14 protein-coding genes are annotated in these 21,671 nt (G+C 39.6%); 6 read left to right on the forward strand and 8 right to left on the reverse strand.

Translation table 11 applies throughout. The features are described from left to right. Positions 1-81 precede the first annotated feature (81 nt). Both bshC and GVK91_RS15925 read left to right on the forward strand, forming a co-directional pair. Positions 82-1,671 (forward strand): bacillithiol biosynthesis cysteine-adding enzyme BshC, encoded by a 1,590-nt coding sequence (bshC, locus tag GVK91_RS15920; protein ID WP_153845315.1) that lies wholly within the window; start codon positions 82-84, stop codon positions 1,669-1,671. A gap of 298 nt (positions 1,672-1,969) precedes the next feature. Then, positions 1,970-5,155: a TonB-dependent receptor gene (locus tag GVK91_RS15925; RefSeq protein WP_153845316.1), complete on the forward strand. Its 3,186-nt coding sequence runs from the start codon at positions 1,970-1,972 to the stop codon at positions 5,153-5,155. A gap of 159 nt (positions 5,156-5,314) precedes the next feature. On the opposite strand, the gene ctlX is transcribed toward GVK91_RS15925, so the two are convergent. Continuing rightward, on the reverse strand, positions 5,315-6,265 hold the full coding sequence (gene ctlX / locus GVK91_RS15930; protein ID WP_153845317.1) for a citrulline utilization hydrolase CtlX: 951 nt from the start codon (positions 6,263-6,265) through the stop codon (positions 5,315-5,317). 575 nt (positions 6,266-6,840) lie between these two features. Here ctlX and gcvP point away from each other — a divergent pair. From gcvP to GVK91_RS15945, 3 genes are all read left to right on the forward strand, one after another. Next, positions 6,841-9,714 carry an aminomethyl-transferring glycine dehydrogenase gene (gene gcvP / locus GVK91_RS15935; protein ID WP_159730026.1) on the forward strand — a complete coding sequence of 958 codons (2,874 nt, stop codon included), beginning with the start codon at positions 6,841-6,843 and terminating at the stop codon, positions 9,712-9,714. Positions 9,715-9,925: 211 nt separating this feature from the next. Then, entirely contained in the window at positions 9,926-10,582 is a 657-nt protein-coding gene (locus GVK91_RS15940; RefSeq protein WP_153845319.1) for a hypothetical protein, read from the forward strand. Positions 10,583-10,791: 209 nt separating this feature from the next. Further along, positions 10,792-11,619: an N-acetylmuramoyl-L-alanine amidase gene (locus tag GVK91_RS15945; RefSeq protein ID WP_159730028.1), complete on the forward strand. Its 828-nt coding sequence runs from the start codon at positions 10,792-10,794 to the stop codon at positions 11,617-11,619. A 75-nt stretch (positions 11,620-11,694) separates the two neighbouring features. Here GVK91_RS15945 and idi read toward each other — a convergent pair whose 3' ends face one another. The 7 genes from idi to GVK91_RS15980 all read right to left on the reverse strand — a co-directional run bounded on the left by idi (position 11,695) and on the right by GVK91_RS15980 (position 20,200). After that, positions 11,695-12,234: an isopentenyl-diphosphate Delta-isomerase gene (gene idi, locus GVK91_RS15950; protein WP_159730030.1), complete on the reverse strand. Its 540-nt coding sequence runs from the start codon at positions 12,232-12,234 to the stop codon at positions 11,695-11,697. A 75-nt stretch (positions 12,235-12,309) separates the two neighbouring features. After that, positions 12,310-13,623 (reverse strand): nicotinamide mononucleotide adenylyltransferase, encoded by a 1,314-nt coding sequence (locus tag GVK91_RS15955; RefSeq protein ID WP_153845321.1) that lies wholly within the window; start codon positions 13,621-13,623, stop codon positions 12,310-12,312. 79 nt (positions 13,624-13,702) lie between these two features. Further along, on the reverse strand, positions 13,703-14,245 hold the full coding sequence (locus GVK91_RS15960) for an NUDIX hydrolase (RefSeq protein WP_159730032.1): 543 nt from the start codon (positions 14,243-14,245) through the stop codon (positions 13,703-13,705). Next, on the reverse strand, positions 14,245-15,981 hold the full coding sequence (locus GVK91_RS15965) for a phospho-sugar mutase (protein WP_159730034.1): 1,737 nt from the start codon (positions 15,979-15,981) through the stop codon (positions 14,245-14,247). The genes GVK91_RS15960 and GVK91_RS15965 overlap by 1 nt, the downstream gene beginning before the upstream one ends. 32 nt (positions 15,982-16,013) lie before the next feature. Further along, positions 16,014-16,697: a hypothetical protein gene (locus tag GVK91_RS15970; RefSeq protein ID WP_159730036.1), complete on the reverse strand. Its 684-nt coding sequence runs from the start codon at positions 16,695-16,697 to the stop codon at positions 16,014-16,016. A 17-nt stretch (positions 16,698-16,714) separates the two neighbouring features. Further along, positions 16,715-17,479 (reverse strand): enoyl-CoA hydratase/isomerase family protein, encoded by a 765-nt coding sequence (locus tag GVK91_RS15975; RefSeq protein WP_159730038.1) that lies wholly within the window; start codon positions 17,477-17,479, stop codon positions 16,715-16,717. A gap of 36 nt (positions 17,480-17,515) precedes the next feature. Continuing rightward, positions 17,516-20,200 carry a carboxypeptidase-like regulatory domain-containing protein gene (locus GVK91_RS15980; RefSeq protein WP_159730040.1) on the reverse strand — a complete coding sequence of 895 codons (2,685 nt, stop codon included), beginning with the start codon at positions 20,198-20,200 and terminating at the stop codon, positions 17,516-17,518. A gap of 123 nt (positions 20,201-20,323) precedes the next feature. Here GVK91_RS15980 and purD point away from each other — a divergent pair, with 123 nt between their 5' ends. After that, positions 20,324-21,598 carry a phosphoribosylamine--glycine ligase gene (purD, locus tag GVK91_RS15985; RefSeq protein ID WP_120335670.1) on the forward strand — a complete coding sequence of 425 codons (1,275 nt, stop codon included), beginning with the start codon at positions 20,324-20,326 and terminating at the stop codon, positions 21,596-21,598. Positions 21,599-21,671 lie beyond the last annotated feature (73 nt).

Below are 21,671 nucleotides of genomic sequence, written 5' to 3' on the forward strand. Positions count from 1 at the left end.
AAAGATGCACTGCCATGTCAGCTTGCTTTGGGGGATTTTCGTTATCAATTAAGAATAGAGAATAATTAATAAAATTTGCAGATGAAGGCAACTTATATTGAATATAGTGAAACAAATAGCTTCTCTAAGACTTTATTGGCTTATTTGGCGCATGATGAAGCCTTAAAATCTTTTGTTGGAAACTGGCCTACTTGGGCTGGTTTTGAAAAGCAATTGAACGAAAAGAAGAAATTTGAACACCGGGAGATTCTTGTTGAGCGTCTTAAAAATCAATATGGTGAGCTATTAAAGGATTCTCCTGCTGTAGCTGCCAATATAGAGCTGTTGCTCGACCAGAATTCTTATACCATCACGACGGGACATCAGCTCAATATTTTTACCGGACCTTTGTATTTTATTTTTAAAATCATGACGGCAATACGTTTGTCCGAAGATTTGAAGAGCAAACACCCCGATAAAAATTTTGTTCCTGTATATTGGATGGCGACCGAAGATCATGATTTTGAAGAAATCAACCATACGAAAGTCTTCGGTAAGAAAATTAGTTGGGATACACCTGCAGTTTCTGCTACCGGGCGAATGGATACAGCAACGATCATTGATGCTGTGAAGCAGTACACAAATATTTTAGGGCTTTCCGAAAATTCGACTAAACTTACACGGATTGTGGAAGAAGCCTATTTGAACCATGATCGATTAGCAGATGCAACACGGTATATGGTCAATGAGTTGTTTAAGTCTTACGGTCTTTTGATCGTCGATGCGGATGACCGGGAATTGAAGGAACTGTTCAAGCCAATTATTAAGGAAGATATCTTATCTGAAAAAAGCTTTAAGGCAATAACAGCGCGATCGGAAGAGCTGGAATCAAATGGTTTCTCTACCCAAGTGCATGCTCGTGAGATTAATTTCTTTTATTTGACGGATGACTTTAGGGAGCGCTTGGTGCTCGCTGCGGATGGTCGATACGAAGTATTGCACCAGAATATTTATTTTACGAAGGCTGAGCTTGAACATGAGATTGATCATTATCCAGAGCGTTTCAGTCCAAATGTGGTTATGCGTCCGATGTATCAAGAAATTATACTTCCCAATCTTGCTTATATTGGCGGTGGCGCCGAAATGGTCTACTGGATGCAATTGAAGTCTAACTTTGACCAATATCAGGTAGATTTTCCAATTTTGATACCGCGCAATTCAGCTATGATAACAGAGGACAACATTGCGGCTAAATTATTTCGCGTTGATCTAACGTTTAAGAGTATCTTTCGTCCGGCAGAAGTGCTGAAAAAAGAATATGTTCGACGCCATACTAAAGAACGTCTGAATCTCAATGACGAATGGATGGAGCTGAACGCTATTTTTGGTAAGATAAGGTTACGAACTCATAAAATAGATCCAAGTTTGGGTCCTAGTACCGAAGCCGTAAAAGCGCGGTTAAAAAAAGCGATCAATAATTTAGAGAAAAAGCTGATGAAAGCCGAAAAGCGAAATCATCAACATGCTTTAACGGATATTGATAATGTGAAGGAAAAGCTCTTTCCTGGCGGAGGACTACAGGAAAGGTCTGAAAATTTCGCGTTACTCTATGTCAAATACGGAGATAACCTATTTAGGGATCTTTACAAATACTTTAATCCATTGGATTTTAAGTTTACAATTTTGTATTAGAAAGTCAGTTTCGGCTGACTTTTTTTTGTGATGTTATTCGCAAGAAAGACCTTCGGTTCGGATCATTTCTGTTGGTTTTTACGAATCATGTAGACTTTTTGCAGATACGGTCTATTTCTATCCCTATTTAAAATGCTTTTGTTGCATGTTCCGATATTGCCTTGTTTTTTTCAAAAGTGCTTTCATTTTTATTAATATATATTTTAAAATGCTTTGTTTATAATTTCATAATATTTCGTTTAGCTCCTGTTAACAGTTCCAGTGTAGTTTTGCTTTCATTATCACAACCAACAACTAAATGAAAGAATTTTTACTCACAACATGTGCCATTGCGCTTGGAACAGGTTTGTACGCCCAAACGACCCAAGCCGGGTTTTCCGGCAAGATTACGGACGAAAATGATAAAGGAGTTCACGGAGCTTCAATTGAAGTACGTAATGAATCAACGGGTTTCACAACGAAGACTTCGACCAATGCAAATGGCGATTTCAACTTTAAGGAGTTGCCTTTAGGCGGCCCCTACACAATCAAAGTAACTTATATAGGCTATGGCGAACAAGTGCGTTCGGGATTTAATTTAAATCAAGGCGATATGGTCCGCCTGAGGATTCCTATCCAAAATACCTCAAATGTATTAGAAACGGTTGAATTAACAGGAATAAGTACCCTAAAGAACAAAATAGAAAATCTAGGTGCTGCTACAGCGGTTACAGCCAAGGATATTGCGAAATTGCCTGTCAACGGTCGGAATTTTACTTCGCTGATGGACCTGTCTCCTTTGAGTAAGGGAGATAATATCGGTGGTCAGTTGGGTTCCTCTACTAATTTTACGATTGATGGTATGAATGCCAAAAACCCGACTTCTGCAGGTTCAACAACCAGTCGTAGTGGTGCTCCGTTCTCCATTTCAATAGAAGCCGTTCGTGAATTTAAAGTGGTCACCAACCAATATGATGTGACTTATGGAAGAGCAGGGGGAGGAACAGTCAGTGCGGTAACCAAACAAGGAACAAATCAAACGCACGGAAGCGCATGGCTTTATTCAAGGGCCGATTGGTTGTCTAGCCCATACGATATTAGAGGAAATAAACGAAGCAATGATTTCTCTACTTATCAATATGGATTTACATTAGGCGGTCCCATCATTAAAGACAAGTTGCATTATTTTGTAGCTTGGGATCATCAACGCGATGCCCGCCCCTTGATTATCGCCGATATCAATTCGCCAGCAGATGAAAAGCGTTTCAATGTTACACAATCGACCCTAGATGAGTATATCCGTATAGGACGTGAAAAATATGGATTGAGTAATGATAGGCAATATGGTTCTTTCGATAAGAAACGAAATTCTGATGCCATATTTGGTCGTATAGATTGGCAGATCAATGAAAAGAACTTATTGACAATACGGAATAACTTTACAAGTGACCTCAATAAGCTTGGTCTAGAGGATAATACCGCCATCAATTTATATGAATCATACGGAAATGACAAGAATATTGATAACAGTTTTTTAGCAACTTTACGTACTTCCATTTCCCCAAAGCTTACCAATGAACTGAAATTGCAACATCTTTATACTTTTCAAAAAAGTAGTCCTGGAGATATGTTGCCTAGTCAAAATATTCCCCGTGCCATTGTAGAGAATGTGGTGTCTACCATTGACGGAAGTAATTTGTCGACCAATATTCAATTAGGCGGTCACCGGTTTGCACAGGAGTCCTTTAAGAATAATGTCGTACAGTTGGTCAATAACCTTTATTACAGTACAGATAATATCAATTACACGTTTGGTGTGGATTTGATGTATACACATGCAAATTCGATTTACGGAAGTGAAGTCAACGGACGTTTTCATTTTAGGGACGATGCGAACAATACGGCATTGCAAAATTTTGCAAACCTAAAACCTTATGCATTTTACCGGGAGGTCCCTTTGGTGGCCGATCCAACTGTGATCGGTAAGATATTTAATGCTGGTGCGTATGGACAGTTGCAGACCAAATTGGCGAAAGGATTGGATTTGGTTGCGGGACTACGATTGGATTATGGTCATTATCCAACCTCTCCACTGAATGAAGAATTGCTGAAAGAAGTGGGGGTACGTACAGATCACAAGTTGAAATCTTTTGTTGTACAGCCTCGTTTCCAGATGACTTGGGATGTGAATGAAGAACGAAAAGATTTTTTCCGTGTAGGAGCAGGTATTTTTGCATCTGATATTAATAATTATATGACCATCAATAATTTAACTTTTGATGGGAAGCATTTTGCGACAGTGGATGTTCGTGGTAACGATGTGCCTACACCTAATTTTGTGGGGTACAGAAATGATCCGTCAACAACGCCAACCCTGGCACAATTTCAGGTGCCAACGATCAACACCTATGGAGCTGATGCGAAAATACCAGTGGTGTACAAGGCCAATGTATCTTACACACATTTCTTTACGGAAAAGTTAAAAGCGAGTCTTTCAGGATATATGAATCTAGGACGCAACAACTACATGTATGTTGATCGTAATATGGTTCAAGATCCGTTCTTTAGATTGGCGAATGAAGATAATCGTGGGGTATTCGTACCAGCGACGGCTATTGTCAATGGTGTTCCAGATTGGAAACAGGGAAGGATTTCCAATAAGTTTGGACGCGTGTTAGAATTAAATTCCGAAGGAAAAGTAAATCAGTTTGCAGTTGTATTGGACGCGAGTTATCAATACTACAAAGACGGATCGATTTCTGTAAGCTACACGTGGAACGATGCGAAAGATAACACATCCTACAATGGAAATGTTGCCAATACAGCGACCCTATCGCTGGCGGTAAAAGATGATCCAAGAGATTTGAGTAAGATGAGTTATTCGAATAATCAATTCCGAAATAAAATTGTTATTTATGGTACACTACCTACATTTTATGGTGTCAGTGTAGGGGTTCGTTATTCGGGAATTGGTGGAACACGCTACAGCTTGCTTGCTGGAGGTAATATCAATGGCGATTTTGTATCCAATTCGAATGATTTAGCCTTTATTTTCGATCCCAATAGTACAAATACACCAAAGGCTTTGGCTGATGCCATGAATGCATTGTTGGCGAATGGTGAAGCCAGTCAAAGTCTGAAAGATTATATTAAAAAGTACGAAGGTAAGATGGCCGAAAGAAATGGCGGTATCAATAGCTTTTATGGTTTGATTGATTTAAGAATAGCTAAAAAATTCAACCTTTACAAAACACATGCTTTAGAGCTTTCAGCAGACGTGTTCAATGTTGCGAATCTCTTTAAGAAAACTTGGGGAGTCAATGAATCTTTAGGTAATCAATCGTTGTATGCTGTATCAAAAACAGCGGCAGCAAATGGAAATCCCGAAATTCCTGCATTCGACCCTGTTAAGCAACAGTTCAATTATAGATTGAACAACTCTGGTATTGTATCGCCTTCAGGGAATCCTTACCAATTCCAATTAGGTTTGAGGTATTCGTTCTAAATTGACTGGAGAAATAGGAATTAGATTGTTTTAGAAAAGATAATGCCCCTGAGAGCAATGGCTCCAAGGGGCATTTTTATTTGTCTATTAAATAAGCCTGATTAGGTAAAATAGGCTTATTTTAAAAAGAGCAGCCTAACTGCATCATTATGCTTGGGACTAGCTCAGTATGTTTTCTTTCGGAAGAAAAACTTCAGCCATCATGTGACGTACACTTCCACCACCACATGTCTCGATAACATGTAGATCTTGATGGATGATTTTACCATGCTTTTCTAATTGCGCTGTTTGGTATAAAGTCAATGAAGATAAAGCCTGATTGCTTAGGACAATAAAACGATTGCCATATTTATTTCTCACCTGGAGGCAGTTTGCTGCAAAAGATTCGAGTTGGTTCTCATTGATTTCAATGATCTCTTTGCCTGTATCTTTTAGACTCTTCAGTAGGGTTTGGAGCTCAGCCTGATTATCGATTGCCTGTGGGCATAAGATGGCAAAGTCTTCGCCTACGGCTAGCACCACATTGGTGTGATAGATAGGTCTCCGCTCTCCATTGACAGTTTGGAAGGCGTGAAATACAACAGGTGTGTAGTTTTCAGTCCTGCAGTATTCGTCGAGCATATCCCGGTCTGCCCTTTCCGATAAGGCACAGTAGGCTACACGGTGAGCGCGGTCCAAGACAAGTGCGCCAGTGCCCTCCAAATATTGCTTATTGTTTTCGGCTTCACTGAGATCCTTGGTTAGTTTTACATAATAACCGTTTTGCTTCAATGGACCTTCGAAATCCAATAAATGTTCTTTTCGACGATTGGGAGCAAACATGGGATAGAAAATTATTTTTCCATCCTGATGAAAGGAGACAATATTATTGGGGAATATACTGTCGGGGCTTTCTGATTTCTCGTCGTCCTGAATGACAGTCACCAAAATTCCATGTGACTTCAATTCATTTACTAGCGCGTCAAACTCTCCTTGCGCTTCTTTGTTGACTTCTTCTATACTGAGATTTTCGATATCCTTTTGGAAGAAATTGTTGACCGCAGTCTGTTCATTTTTACGGAAGACAGAGGGTCTTACTAAAAGAACGCTGTCTGTTACCTGTTTTCTCATGGTTTATAATCGTTACTTCGCTGTTTTATATTCGTTAAAAAGAAATGATATTCGTTTTTTGTGATAATTTACATTTGTCAAAAGAGATCCTTCCCTAGCTGGATAATGTTTTCTTTGTTAAGATTCCTGATAGCAAAATACCCTTGATATCAGTTGTTCTTAGCAAAAAAGTGTATATCGTTATTTCGAAGTCACTTTACAATTGGTACATATACTAATTTATTGAAAATTCATTGGCATTGCAAAAAAGAATAGTGAAGTAATGAAAGAAATGCGTAGGTGAAATAACAGATAACCCTGTGTTTTTTTAAAATTGTAGCAAGCGATTGTTGTATTGTTTGTTATATTTATAATGAACAATCTGTATGTTTGAGGTTATTCCAAAAATTAATTGACAAAGACAATCGATTGCATTTCAGTAGCTCAGTAAAACTGACTTTTTATCCACTTTTTTGCTTCGTTTTCAGTCATTTATTTTGCTATCTTTGCTCATCCAAAAAACGACTGTTTATAAGAGAGTTAATTGCCTAATTATTATGTCGCTAACTATCTATAAGCGTTAACTTTTTGCACACATGAGCAATATACACTTCCAAGAAAAATTCGAAAGTCGCCACAATGGCCCAAGTCCAGTTGAAGCGAATGAAATGTTGGCTAAATTAGGCGTTTCGTCAATTGACCAACTTATTGACCAAACGGTCCCTTCTCAAATTCGTGCTCCAAAACCTTTAAATCTTCCTAAAGCATTGTCTGAGGTAGCCTATTTAAAGCGTATTGCGGAAATCGCTGAGAAAAATAAAGTTTTTAAATCTTTTATTGGTCAAGGTTACTACGATGTAATCCTTCCGGGCGTAATTCAACGAAATGTATTTGAAAACCCAGGATGGTATACGCAGTATACACCTTATCAGGCGGAGATCGCACAAGGTAGGTTACAAGCTTTATTGAACTTCCAGACTGTAATTTGTGACTTCACAGGTTTAGAAATTGCAAATGCTTCTTTGTTAGATGAAGCTACGGCTGCAGCTGAAGCCATGTTTATGCTTTATTCAGCTCGGAAAAATAAAAATGCTAATGTATTCTTGGTGTCGGACAATGCCTATGCGCAGACGGTTGATGTATTGAAGACCCGTGCCTTGTCTTTTGGTATTGAACTTAAAATTGCGGCTATTGCTGAATCAGAATTAACAGATGATGTATTTGCTGTATTTGTTCAATATCCTGCAGCGGATGGTTCTATTGTTGATTATAAATCATTTGCAGCTACGGCTCACAGTAAGAATATTACAGTATGTGCTGCGGCAGATTTGATGAGTTTAGCATTGTTAACGCCTCCGGGAGAATGGGGTGCAGATGTTGTTGTTGGTAATTCACAACGTTTTGGCGTACCGATGGGCTTTGGTGGTCCTCATGCAGCATATTTTGCGACACGCGACAGCTTTAAACGTAATATCCCTGGTCGTATTATTGGTGTTACTTCCGATTCAAATGGCAAGTATGCATTGCGTATGGCTTTGCAGACTCGTGAGCAACACATCCGTCGTGATAAAGCTTCTTCAAATATTTGTACTGCACAAGCTCTTTTAGCGATTATGGCTTCTTTCTATGCCGTGTACCATGGCCCAGAAGGAATCAAAAATATAGCATCACGTATCAATGCATTGGCCAATCTGTTGGATCAAGCATTACAGTCCTTGGGTTATACGCAATTGAATGCAGCTTATTTTGATACACTACGTGTAGGCTTAGGTGCTCATGCTGGTGCTTTGAAATCTGAAGCATTAAATAACGAATTAAACTTCTATTATAATGGTTCGGAAGTTTCAATTGCTATCGACGAAACAACTACATACGAAGATATTAAAACGATTGTCAAAGTATTTGCTAAAATTCAAGGTAAAACATTGAATGACGTAGATTTCGATGCATTAGAAGAGAATTTAGGTTCTTCAATTCCTGCCGATTTAGTACGTACTTCTGCTTACTTAACACATCCAAACTTTAATAGCTATCATTCTGAGCATGAGATGTTGCGCTATATCAAATCGTTGGAAGCAAAAGATTTATCGCTTTGCCACTCGATGATTCCATTGGGTTCATGTACGATGAAATTGAATGCTACAGCTGAAATGGTGCCAGTTACTTGGGCGAGATTTGGCGGTTTACATCCATTTGCTCCGACAGATCAAACTTCTGGATATATGCAAATGATCGGTGAATTGAACGATTGGTTGTCTGAAATTACCGGTTTTGCGAAGATGAGTTTCCAACCAAATTCAGGAGCACAAGGCGAGTATGCTGGTCTGATGGTTATCCGTGCTTACCATGAGAGCCGTGGTGATCATGGACGTAATATCTGTTTGATCCCTGCTTCTGCACACGGAACCAACCCGGCTTCTGCTTCTATGGCAGGCTTAAAAGTGGTCGTCGTGAAATGTGATGAATTAGGAAATATCGATATTCCAGATTTAAGAGCAAAAGCGACTGAACATGCTGCAAACTTGAACTCACTGATGGTGACTTATCCTTCTACACACGGTGTATTTGAAGAGTCGATCATTGAAGTCTGTGAAATTGTTCATGCAAACGGCGGTCAGGTTTATATGGACGGTGCGAACATGAATGCACAGGTTGGATTGACAAGCCCAGGGCATATTGGTGCCGATGTTTGTCACTTGAACCTTCATAAAACATTCTGTATTCCTCACGGTGGTGGAGGTCCAGGTATGGGACCTATCGGTGTTGCAAAACACTTAGTTCCTTTCTTACCTAACCACGAAGTGGTTTCGACTTCTGGTGAAGAGGGTATCTCAGCTGTTTCTGCAGCTCCATTTGGTTCAGCATCAATCTTGCTTATTTCCCACGCTTATATTTCAATGATGGGTGGTGAAGGCTTGACAAATGCGACAAGAACAGCAATATTAAATGCAAACTATATTAAAGCTCGTTTAGAAAATGCGTATCCAGTACTTTATTCAGGTACTAACGGACGTTGTGCACACGAAATGATCTTAGATTGCCGTGGATTCAAAAACTTCGGTATAGAGGTTGCAGATATTGCAAAACGTTTAATGGATTATGGTTTCCACGCACCGACTGTTTCTTTCCCTGTTGCAGGAACATTGATGGTTGAGCCTACTGAATCGGAGTCTAAGGCTGAATTGGATCGTTTCTGTGATGCATTAGTTGCTATCCGTGAAGAGATCGCTGCGGTTGAAGCAGGAGACGTGGATCAAGCTAACAATGTACTGAAACATGCACCACATACAGCTTCGGTTGTAACAGCAGATGAGTGGGACAGACCTTACAGTCGTCAAACTGCCGCATACCCATTGGAGTATGTAAGAGAACGTAAATTCTGGCCTTCAGTAGGTCGTGTGAACGACTCTCAAGGTGACCGTACATTGATTTGTTCGTGTCCTTCAATTGAAGAATACGCCGAAGCATAATATCGGTAGTTATAACGGAAGGCCTCTATACTGGTATAGGGGCCTTTTTTTGTGTAGCGCAGTCCCATTCGGCAGTACCTGAGTAAAACAAGTGACAGGTAGAAATTTAGGTCGCGCTTTAAGGTCTAAAGATCGTATGCGAACAGATTTTAAAATTTAGATTAATTATATTATTTTGTTCTTTTTAGCGTTTTAATTAAAACTGATAATCATGAAAAGACAATGGAAAGTAATGCCTGTTCTCTTAGGACTGGGCCTTTTGGTCGCGAGCTGCGGCAACAGCAAATCCAGTGGAGGCGGCGAAGATGCTAAGGAGAAAGAGACTGGGATTTCGGATGTGGTTAAAGGAGTATCCAACTTGGGTAATCTGAGTGATGGGGCAAAAAAATTGGAAGACCTTCAAGCCAAACTTAAATCCGAGAAACCTTTAAGTTCGGAAGAGTTGAAAGCTTTTTTACCGGAAAGCTTAGATGGTTTAAAAAGAACTTCCTATTCTGGCGGATCAATGTACGGGGCAGAAGTTGTATCTGGAGAGGCTACTTATACTGTCGATAACCAGAAGGAAATTAAAGTCAATATCATTGATGGCGCGGGCGAGACTGCTTCGGCAATCGTGGGTTTGGCGCAAATGGGCTTCATGGTAGATTCAGAGAAAATTACAGATACTGAAATAGAAAAAACTGGCGAATTTGAAGGTAAACGGGCAAAAACAACGGATAGCAAAGGAGTGGAAGGCTCAACGGCAAAAAGCTCCGAGATAAGTTATCTCGAGAAAGACCGCTATCTAATTACCCTCCGAGGAAATGGGTATAGCCTGGACGAGCTGAAGGGGTTTTTGTCAAAATTGAACCTCAGCGCACTGAAATAATAAAAAATGTAATTTAAGTTAAGCAGGAAATGCATAGTTGACATGGAAAAAGCTCAAACATTGGTTTGGGCTTTTTTTTAAAAGCAGGCGGCGTTGTTCCGCAATGTATAAGAAAAGGGTGTTTGGAGATTATACCTAACAATAGGATGGAGCTAATAAATTTGTTTTTGTTGGCAAATTTACCTTAGTTTGTGCTGAAACATTTCAATATGAAGATACTAAAATTTTCCATCAATCTTTGTGTCGCAACAGCATTATTGGCTTCCTGTGCGGGAGGGAAATACGCGAAGACTGAAAAGGTATATAAGAAGCAAGCAAAAGAATTTTCAAAACTCTATAAACAATCGCCTGTCACCGGTCAATTGGAGAAGGTGAATGTCAAGGAACAACAATGGATCGCCTCGATTAATTTTGGCATCCGTAAACCAAATTTTGTTGTCATTCACCATACTGCACAGGATTCTTTGGGACAGACCATCCGTACATTTCATTCCGCGAAAGCAGGTGTGAGCTCCCATTATGTGGTAGGTAGGGATGGAAAAGTCGTGCAGATGGTCAATGACCTCTATCGTGCACATCATGCGGGCTTGGGGAAATGGGGCAATGATACGGACCTCAATTCTTCTTCCATTGGTATTGAGCTGGATAATAATGGGACTACTGATCCTTGGACTGATGCCCAGATAAACGCCTTGACGCAGTTGTTGACTTATTTAAAAACGACCTATAAAATCCCGCAGGCAAATTTTATTGGACATATGGATTTGGCACCAACCCGAAAAAACGATCCGTCACGTTTCCCATGGAAAAAACTGGCTGATCAAGGATTCGGCTTTTGGTATGAGGACTATTTAGAGGTGCCTCCAGCAGACTTTAACCCGAAAATGGCATTACGTATTATCGGTTACGATGTAAGTAATCTCGATGCGGCAATAAAAGCATTTAAGATTCACTACATTCAGCAGGACGTAAATACAGCGTTCATGAGTGAGAATGATCTTAAAATTCTGTATTCCATCTATAAAAAATTCTTATAGCGATTCGCTAAACTAAAGACAAAAAAGATCCTGCTTTTTAAAAGGCAGGATCTTTTTTTGCACGGTATAAGATTGTTATAATTTGTTTTTATATATACTAAAGTAAGTATCAAACGCACGTTGATAGATTAGTTTGAACCAGGGGGTAAACTGCTCGGGTGAGTGTTGTATTTCATTTTGAATTTCCCGTTGATTCATGTATTTTGTTGCGGCAACTTCTTCTTCGTTAATTTCTGGAGTCCCATTAAATTTTCCGAATAAGACATAATCGAATTCATGCTCCGTAAGTCCGTTGTCAAATTGAGCTTTATAAACGAACGAGAAGACATCTTGAAGAGCTGTAGCTGTAATTCCTAATTCTTCCATTAAGCGCCTTTTGGCGGCGCCTACGTTACTTTCTTCCAGGCGCTGATGCGAGCAGCAGCTATTGGTCCAAAGTCCGCCACAGTGGTATTTACTTAATGCTCTTTGTTGCAGGAGCAATTCGTCTTGGTCATTGAACAAAAATACACTAAAAGCACGGTGCAATAGCCCCTTTTCATGGGCTTCATATTTCTCCATGCTACCAATCATCCTGTCATTGCTGTCAACCAGTATTACATTTTCTTGCTTCATAAGGCACAAAATAAATATAGCCCAATTTAGGAAAATTGGGCTATATAATAAATTAAAATTTTGAAGACGATCTGCTTATACGGTTTTTACAAATTTCTCATCGTAATTTTCAATATCTATGATATAGCCGTTTTTAATTAAGAATTCAAATAAAGGTTTGGCTTCTTCAGAAACCGGCATATTGTGCGTTGTAATAATCTTATTTTCTTTTTTCAAGAGATAAGGATATGCGTAGAGTTTCACATTTTTATTGAACATCCCCGAGATGTAGGAAAGAAGTTCATTGGTGTATAACTCTTTATTATAATTATCTGAATTGAAAATGTTCTTTAAATTGTAAACGTTGGTTGCAATTCCAATGTTCTTAGGCTTAAAGTTGCTTATAAACTCTGCTAAATGATTATTTCTTCTAAAGTTGCTAACGATAATATTATTGCCTGTCGCACATAGTTCGTCAGCTCTAGAAGCAAATTCTTGCAGGTCTTCATCTGTAATTTCATGCGTATCTTCCAACACATTTCCCATCAGGACCTCAATTAATACAATGGTGTCTGTGTCGGTTGCACCCGTATTTTTTTTGAACTGTTCAACGGCAAGATTGAAGAGATCAAAGTTAGGAAGGGATTTCTGACGGTATTTGGTACGAAGTAAAATAATGTTCTTTTTGTACAGATAATCTTTGATTTGCACCGCTTTACCATCAGGCTGGAATATTGCGGCTTTAGCAAATCCTTTTGCAATCAGGTATAAGTTGATTAGGCGTTGGTTGACGTTTTCAAATAGAGGCCCGTTTAATTTAACCAGGTCAATCTCAACGGAACCAACAGAAAGGTTATCGACCAATGATTCGATCATGGTCTGCACATTGTCTGTATAATAATAAGCCGCAAATAATAGGTTTACACCAATTATACCTAAAACTTTTTGTTGCAATTGGTTGTCGCTGTCTAGCAGTCTTACATGGACAATGATATCATTTGTCGGGCCTCCAACTTCATGTTGGAAGCGAAGTCCGATCCAGCCGTGAGGTTCATTTGTCTTGGTGAAATTGAGGGTTGTTACGGTATCTGCAAAGGCAAAGAATTTTTTGTTGCAGTATTTATCGCCATGAAGTCGTTGGGTAAGAAGATTGAATTCATGGGAGAGCATTTTCTTTAAACGTGTTCTGCTGACATATCGACCATCAGCCTCTTCACCATAAATTGCATCACTGAAAGCCATGTCGTAAGCTGACATTGTTTTAGCAATTGTGCCTGATGCTGCTCCTGCGTTGAAAAAGTTACGCGCGACTTCCTGTCCAGCACCGATCTCTGCAAAGGTTCCATAAATCTCTGGGTTTAGATTTATTTTCAGGGCCTTTCGCTTGGTTTCAAAAATTTCTCTTGCCATGATGCAAAGGTACAAAAATCAACATGCTAGTGAAAATTAAAAGTATGAATGAAAAAAACAGAATAAAATTAGGCTTGTTTTATAACAAGCCTAATTTGTTGAAAGCATAGAATAGCGCACTAGCATGTAGTGCCTGACTGAATTTGTTGTCCAGCAACATGCTTTTTACTTCTTCAAGAGGTATACGATAAACATCGATTTCTTCATGTTCATCTAATGCCTGTTCCTGAACTTTTTTACCCCCCGTCATCAGATAGGTATAGGTAATATTGCCACTTGTCGCCGGGTTGGCATAAAGCGTGGCGATTTCTTCAATCTGATCAAATTGATAGCCTGTTTCTTCAAGCATTTCACGCACAGCAGCATTTTTAGGATCTTCTCCTGGTTCTGTTGTCCCTGCGGGAATCTCCAATGAAATAATGCCTGCTCCATGGCGGTATTGCTTAATGACTAGAAGTTCGTTCTGCTCAGTAATTCCGATCATATTTACCCAATCTGGATACTCCAGTACGTAATAATGGTCATTGATCCGTCCATCCGGAAGCTCACAGGTATCTCTGCGCAGTGTAGCCCAAGGCTCTTTACAGATATATTCAGAGGATAGTAGTTTCCATTTTTCCATTAGCTTACAATATCTTTCATCATACGGTCAACCTTCTCTTCCAAAATAGTTTGTACATCGAAATAATCAGCGGTATCCTTTAAGCTTTCTTTTACAGAACAGTAAAATTTAATCTTGGGTTCCGTTCCCGATGGTCTAGCAGAAATCACATCGCCATCTACTGTTATAAATTGCAATACATCAGATTTCGGCAATGAGATCGCTCTTCGATCCCCTGTACTCATATCTGTGATTTGGGAAAGCTGATAGTCCCTGATTTCTTTGACTTTTATTCCACCGAGTGTGGTTGGTAGATTATGACGTAAGCCATTCATCATGGCTTGAATTTCTTCGGCACCAGCCTTTCCTTTTTTAGTTAGGGAAATGAGCTTTTCTTGATAACAGCCAAATTCTTTGTAGATATCTAATAGAACTTCGTAAACTGTTTTTCCTTTTGTTTTGAAATAGGCGGTCATTTCGGCTAGGAAAGCACAAGCGTTTGGAGCGTCTTTGTCACGCACTAGATCGCCGACCAAGAAACCATAGCTTTCCTCTCCGCCCACAAGATATTGTGCTGAATCACCTAGATTGGTAATCAATTCACCAATATATTTGAAGCCTGTCAGTGTTTCATAATGCGTTACACCATAGTGATCTGCGATATCGGCTTGTAAATTGCTGGTTACGATTGTTTTTACAATATATGGATTCGATCCGAGTTGTTTTAGTTCACTTTTTGCACTGAGGACATAATATATCAATAAACTGCCGATCTGATTACCATTGAGCAGTTGAAACTGTCCCTTATTATTTTTTACGGCGATTCCTACACGATCGGCATCGGGGTCTGTTGCCAATACAAGGTCAGCATCAATTTCTTCCCCTTTTTTCTTTGCTAAGGCCATTGCATCTTCCTCTTCGGGGTTTGGATAGATTACCGTTGGAAAGTTGCCATCAGGCGTGGACTGTTCAGTAACGACTGAAACATTTTCAAATCCCCAGGCTTCTAGCATTTTAGGAACAATCGTAATTCCGGTACCATGTATCGGCGAAAAAACAATTTTCAAGTTTTTTTGAGCCCTTACCGCTTCCGGATGAATACTTAATGTTTTATTGGCATTGATATAGAGCTGATCGATTTCTTCCCCGACAGGAATGATATTTTGCGTATTCCCGTCAAATTTAATAGCGCTAACTGAGCTGATTGCATTTACTTCGTCGATTACATTTTTATCATGAGGTGCAGTCAGCTGGCAGCCATCGTTCCAGTAAGCCTTATAACCATTATACTCCTTTGGGTTGTGTGAAGCCGTTAGCATAACACCGCTCTGACAGCCGAAATGACGAATGGCAAACGACAACATTGGGGTCGGGCGCAATGCGGTGAACAGATGTACCTTGATGCCGTTGGCTGCAAACACGTTGGCAACCAGTTGGCCAAAAGCCTGCGAATTGTTGCGGCTATCATAAGATACCGCTACTTTAATCTCCTGATCTGGGAATTGTTTCTTTAAATAGTTGGCTAATCCTTGCGTGGCTTTGCCGATCGTATACTTATTCATACGATTGGAGCCGACACCCATAATGCCCCTTAAGCCACCGGTTCCAAACTCGAGATCCTTGTAAAAAGAATCTGTAAGTTCTGTCTCCTCATTATTGTCGATTAAATCCTGAACTGACTTTCGAGTTCCTTCATCATAACTTGGGGTTAACCAATCTTCGATTTTCTTTTGTATGTCTTTATCTAAATTTTTCATTATCGTTAAGTTTGGCTAAAATGTACAACATATTATGCATCACATCCGGCATAAGCGCGGTCTATGACTGTAATATACCATTTTTCTCCCTCTTTTGTCACATGAAAAACAAAGGGTTCTTCGTGCTCATTGGAGGTCATAATGGCTCTATAACTTTTGGATTCTATATTTCTTAGTCGCTGTAATTCAGTGTTATTAATTTTGGCGTCAAGAATTTCATTCATGAACTTTGCTGTTTGAGATAATTCATTGGGGCGGGACTTTTTATCATAATAGAATCCGGCTTTATCCCACTTCATCGTACCACAATCAAAAATAGGTAGTTTTCCGGCCTTCAATGGGCCCTTGTACGTTAACTTTTCATAAGAATGGTATTCTGGTACGGGTTTAGAAAAATTAAAACTGTTTTGGTGTACATAAGAGTCTAGCGCGCCTGGACGATAAATAATATAAATTCCCAATTTGGGATGTATATAGGAATTTATTATTTTACTGTCCTGCTCTGAATATGCCTTGGCAAGTTTCTCCAGTACTTCCTCCAGCGTTTCGGAGTTCTCTTTCTTTACTTCCTTTTCAGTCGTGTCACGTTTTTGTAGGGTATCCACAGGAATTGAATCCTGTACGATTTTTACAGCCTTATCTTCTTTTTTACTATTTCTGCAGGAGATCGTGCTTGCAGTGAGACAAATAAGAATAAAGAAAAAGAGATTTCTCATGATGATTTTGTTTAATATTACTTCTTTGAAGTCAAGTTTTCAATGATTGACTTTAGAATAGAGCGCGTTGACGGAAGCCACCATTGTTCGAGGATGCGCTGGATTGTCTCTTCTCTATTCTCGCGCAATTTAAGGATTATTTCCTTTCGGAAGTTCAATTTGGATGTCTGCCAGGTCTTTTGGTTGAACTGCGTGATCTGTTTTATCTTTTTTGTTGCGGTATTGAAGAGTATATTAGCGGGAACAATGTCATCGATAAGCCCCTGTGTTTTTGCATCTACAGGAGAAAGCAATTTACCTTCGAGTAAATTCTGATAAGCATTCCGTTTTCCGATCCAAAATGCGTAAAGCTGAAATATACTTTCGGGGACGATTAATCCGACTGGAATCTCGTTAAGGCCAATCACAAAATTCCCTTCGGCCATAATGCGATAATCGCAGCAGAGCGCCAGTACGCAGCCCCCAGCAGGGCTATGACCAGATATTGCGGCAACTATTGGTTTTGGAAAAGCGGCCAGTAGCGATGTCGCCTCCAAGAATAAATTCCAGAATTCCCGAATCTGTTCTTCATCGTATTGGAATAAGGTAATTAGATCCAGTCCTGCGCTAAAGAAGTTTTCCTTGCCAATCAATATTGCACCATAAATGGCTTCATTTTGCTGGGAAGATTCTAAAGTGTCTATCAGTTCCTTCAATAGCTGTGTGTCGATGGCATTTGATTTTCCCCTGTCGAGGAAAATACTTAAAATATGATCTTCTATTTTGGTTTTAATATGTTCCATAACCTTGTCTTTAAATTTAACGATTTGTTTGCACTGCTATTGTGGTTTTACCTCTATTAAATACTCAAGATGAGCTATCTTGCCATCCATGCTTATTCCCTCAACGGTTAGCTTGTAAGTCCCAGGTTCGTCAGAAGTGAAGAATTCGAAATGCGTTTTCCCATCTTTTGGTATGATCAGATTTGGTTCCCATGCGATTGTTGTCCGTAGATCGCGTGTAAGCTTATGTTGGATTGTTGCATCATATTGGGGCTTGAAAAAGGTTCGGGGTACATATAGCCCTTTTGGCGTGATCGTTAGAATTCCTGTAGGGGTATAAGATGAGGAGATGGCATCTCCCGATTTACTGGTAATAACGATAACACCGTTGCCTCCGTAGCTGCCGTATATGGCCGTGTTGCCTATGCTGCGGAGAACCTCAATACTAGCAATATCGGCGACATTGATCATATCAATTTGATCAGCTTCAATATACATCCCATCAAGAACAATTTGCATGGGACTTCCGCCATTTAACCCCATGGATCTTGTGCTGTAAGGGACACCATTTCGAAACATGACACCAACTAATCGACCCGCAAGACACTGCTCCAGTGTCGTACAAGTGGAAAGGTCTTCTGCCGAAATGACCTGATCGGCATTTCCTGGTCCATTGAGGTTTCTGGAGTTCTTGTCAGCTTTATTTGTTCGTACTCTATTGACCTGTACCTCTTCCAACCGAATGCTCTTTTGGATTATGCCCGCAGCTTCCAATTCGCCAAGGAATTGTTGGCTATTTTTCAGTTGTGTAAGCAGCGTGGTATTGATGTCGTTAACCAGCAAGGGTTGATCTTTACTCGTATTTGGAAGGGGGGTGAGCGGGTTGTCTATAACAATATCAACTCTTTTTTTCTCCTTAGGGCCATCACCTGTCACAATAAACTTGACACTGTCTGCAAATAAAAGTTCGTCAAATGAAAATCGCCCATTATTGTCTGTCAGCGTATCTACACTCAGCAACATATTGCTCGTCGGTATCAGCGTTACTTTGGCATTTGGAACTACAGCCTTTCGGGCCGTTTTCTTGATGGTCCCAGCGATCGTAAGTCCTTTTTCAGGAAGGAATGAAGTAGTTGATGTACTTGTGTAATTCTTCCAGTCCAACTTGCGCCAACCTTGGATCAACATAAGATTGTCCAGTTCAGTCAGTTTAATGTTTGTTAAATCCTCAAAGTAATAATTGGGGCGTTCAATAAAGCCACGAAGATCAGATTTCAATAGTAGCTCCGAGACAATAGATGAATAATAGCGATCTGTCGTGGAATCAACCTTGCTGAGGTTTACCACTGATGCGGAGAGCGCAGCAAACCTAGTGGTGTCACTATCGTCATATTTGACGGAAAGATTTGCCATCACTTTATCGCGTGTTGTGAAGCTGGATTTGTTGAGTTCTACGGAGACAGGAAGTAAGGTCGATGTCGTATTGTAATTAAATACCAATCTTTCTGCTATAGGAACCATTTGTTCTGTTAAGATGGATAATTGTAAAACTCCAGAAGGTAGGTTTTTTTTAGGGATATTGAATAGGATCTCCGTTCCATTTAATTTCTGCTTAGCGGCATGGAAGACAAGGCCATTGTATTGGGCGACCAGATATATATCTTTGCCGTTGACCAGATCCGGTGTCGCGGATAGTTGTGCTGCAATCTTATCCTTTAGTACTGAATTTACCGTTAGAACATATCCGGAATTTTGTACAGGGGGTAAAGAAGCACTTGTTGAAGACCCATCTTCGAAAAGGGCTGTAGCGACGTATTTTTTTCCCGTCTGTAAGACGAGTGGGATACTTCCCATACCCAGTGAATTTGTTTCAAAGTCTGCAATAGTCGTTTGATTTTCTTCCACCACGGTTATTTTCGCTTTTTTTCCCAATCCAGCAGGAGTAAGGATTTTGAACCCTGTTTTGGATAATATGTTGTTGATCAGTTCGCCACTTTCGGGAAAAATTTGAATGCTATTTTGGCTGTTTGGATCGGGGATAACAAAACTTTTGAGAATACGTCTTTTATCTAGAGAAATAAATTGTAAAGACAGTGTTCCGCCTTTAAAGTCATCTTTCAATTCCAGCGCCACTGTTCCATTATCATTCGATTTTAATCGGCCGGATTTCTCTTTATTGTTGTTCGGTTGTAGGGTATAACTGATGCTGTTATCAATCAGTGGGGCTCCCTGAATGGTTTTGAGATTAACCTGGAACAAGTTTTCTGTTCCGTTTTTAACGAGTTCACTTCTCGTCATGATATTATCGGATCGGCCATTTGTGATCGGAATAACGCGTTCATAGAAATTGGCCACAGAGTCATTTTGCATCCATCTGGTAAATGATCTAACGCGGTATGAGCCTTCTTCCAAGGTGTCCGGCAGATTGAAGTCGCCTATACTTAGACCGAGTGTAATTGGAATTTTGATACTTTTAATGATCTTATTGGTTGGAGAAATCAATTCTACATTAGCAATTTTACTAATGTTGCTCAAATAATTAAAAGGGGCGGTGGTGCAGTATAATTTAAACCAGATGGTTTCTCCAGCCGAATAATCATTTTTGTCCAAATGGAGATAGATTTTTTCCTTAATGTGCTGGCTATGGTAAGTATCCAGTTTCTGCAACGTCTGATCGATCTGGGCCGACGCCAACAAAGCGAATAGGAGGCAATTTACTAACAGCAGTAATTTAACGTACATATGACTAATGTTTTATGAAAATTAGAAAATATTTTCCTTTAATCAATTTATAAATCAAAATATTAGTCTCATTTTAAACGATCTGATACCTTAAAATTAGCATAAAAAAAATATCTTTGTGTTATGAATATCCTAATAATCGGTTCAGGAGGTCGTGAATCCGCCTTCGCCTATAAGTTGTCGAAAAGTCCACGTTTAGATCAATTGTTTATTGCTCCAGGAAATGCTGGAACAGGTGCGTATGGTCAGAATGTAAATATTAAAGTTACTGACTTTGCTGCTATTGCTTCCTTCGTTTTGGAGAATAACGTGCAAATGGTGCTCGTCGGTCCCGAAGAACCTTTGGTAAAAGGTATTCATGATTATTTTTTAAATCGGGAAGATTTAAAAAATATCCCGGTAATAGGGCCTCAACAGGAGGGGGCTCAATTGGAGGGCTCAAAAGATTTTTCAAAGCAATTTATGGATCGCCATGGGGTACCTACTGCCGCTTCAAGATCGTTTGATGCAACATCGTTGGAAGATGGATTGGCTTATCTTGAAACGCAAAAATTGCCGATTGTGCTTAAGGCTGATGGTTTAGCTGCAGGCAAAGGAGTGTTGATCTGTGAGACGCTGGAAGATGCTAAAGCTGAGCTAAAAGCGATGATTGCAGATTCAAAGTTTGGAGAAGCTAGCCGAGTTGTGGTTGTTGAAGAATTCTTAAAAGGAATTGAATTGTCTGTTTTTGTTTTGACAGATGGTAATTCATATAAAGTGCTTCCTTCTGCAAAAGATTATAAACGTATTGGGGAAGGTGATACAGGCCTAAACACGGGTGGTATGGGATCGATATCTCCGGTTCCTTTTGCCGATGAGACATTTTTAAATAAAGTAGAAGAGCGTATTATCAGACCGACAGTTGAAGGACTTAAAAAAGATGGTATTCCGTATAAAGGATTTATTTTTATCGGTCTGATGAATGTAGAAGGGGAACCTTATGTCATCGAGTATAATGTTCGTATGGGAGATCCAGAGACTGAATCCGTATTGCCACGTATTGAATCGGATCTATTGGATTTACTGGAAGGTGTTGCACAAGGCAATTTGGATCAACGTTCGTATACGGTATCTCCTAAAACAGCCGTAACGGTTATGTTGGTTGCGGGAGGTTATCCTGGAGATTACGAGTCGGGAAAAGAGATCGCTAATATTGAAAATGTCAAAGAATCTATCGTGTTTCAAGCAGGTACGAAGGAGGTGGATGGTAAAATTGTTACTGCAGGTGGACGTGTAATTGCTGTTACCACATTGCAAGATACGCTATTTGAAGCCCTTCAACAGGCAACTGCAGATGCTGGAAGGATATATTTTGAAGGGAAATACTTCAGAAGAGATATCGGTTTCGACCTTATTTAAAAAATATTTAATTTTTTTTTTGGAATACTGATTTTAAGATCTATATTTGCAACTCCAAAAACAACAATGTTAT

It is taken from the genome of Sphingobacterium sp. 18053 (genome assembly GCF_902706145.1).
In the GTDB taxonomy this organism is placed as follows: Bacteria; Bacteroidota; Bacteroidia; order Sphingobacteriales; family Sphingobacteriaceae; genus Sphingobacterium; species Sphingobacterium paramultivorum.

What these genes read in the sequence shown, in the direction of transcription:
- bshC (WP_153845315.1), top strand. Translation starts at nt 82, where the DNA reads ATGAAGGCAACTTATATTGAATATAGTGAAACAAATAGCTTCTCTAAG.
- GVK91_RS15925 (WP_153845316.1), top strand. Translation starts at nt 1,970, where the DNA reads ATGAAAGAATTTTTACTCACAACATGTGCCATTGCGCTTGGAACAGGT.
- ctlX (WP_153845317.1), bottom strand. Translation starts at nt 6,265, where the DNA reads ATGAGAAAACAGGTAACAGACAGCGTTCTTTTAGTAAGACCCTCTGTC.
- gcvP (WP_159730026.1), top strand. Translation starts at nt 6,841, where the DNA reads ATGAGCAATATACACTTCCAAGAAAAATTCGAAAGTCGCCACAATGGC.
- GVK91_RS15940 (WP_153845319.1), top strand. Translation starts at nt 9,926, where the DNA reads ATGAAAAGACAATGGAAAGTAATGCCTGTTCTCTTAGGACTGGGCCTT.
- GVK91_RS15945 (WP_159730028.1), top strand. Translation starts at nt 10,792, where the DNA reads ATGAAGATACTAAAATTTTCCATCAATCTTTGTGTCGCAACAGCATTA.
- idi (WP_159730030.1), bottom strand. Translation starts at nt 12,234, where the DNA reads ATGAAGCAAGAAAATGTAATACTGGTTGACAGCAATGACAGGATGATT.
- GVK91_RS15955 (WP_153845321.1), bottom strand. Translation starts at nt 13,623, where the DNA reads ATGGCAAGAGAAATTTTTGAAACCAAGCGAAAGGCCCTGAAAATAAAT.
- GVK91_RS15960 (WP_159730032.1), bottom strand. Translation starts at nt 14,245, where the DNA reads ATGGAAAAATGGAAACTACTATCCTCTGAATATATCTGTAAAGAGCCT.
- GVK91_RS15965 (WP_159730034.1), bottom strand. Translation starts at nt 15,981, where the DNA reads ATGAAAAATTTAGATAAAGACATACAAAAGAAAATCGAAGATTGGTTA.
- GVK91_RS15970 (WP_159730036.1), bottom strand. Translation starts at nt 16,697, where the DNA reads ATGAGAAATCTCTTTTTCTTTATTCTTATTTGTCTCACTGCAAGCACG.
- GVK91_RS15975 (WP_159730038.1), bottom strand. Translation starts at nt 17,479, where the DNA reads ATGGAACATATTAAAACCAAAATAGAAGATCATATTTTAAGTATTTTC.
- GVK91_RS15980 (WP_159730040.1), bottom strand. Translation starts at nt 20,200, where the DNA reads ATGTACGTTAAATTACTGCTGTTAGTAAATTGCCTCCTATTCGCTTTG.
- purD (WP_120335670.1), top strand. Translation starts at nt 20,324, where the DNA reads ATGAATATCCTAATAATCGGTTCAGGAGGTCGTGAATCCGCCTTCGCC.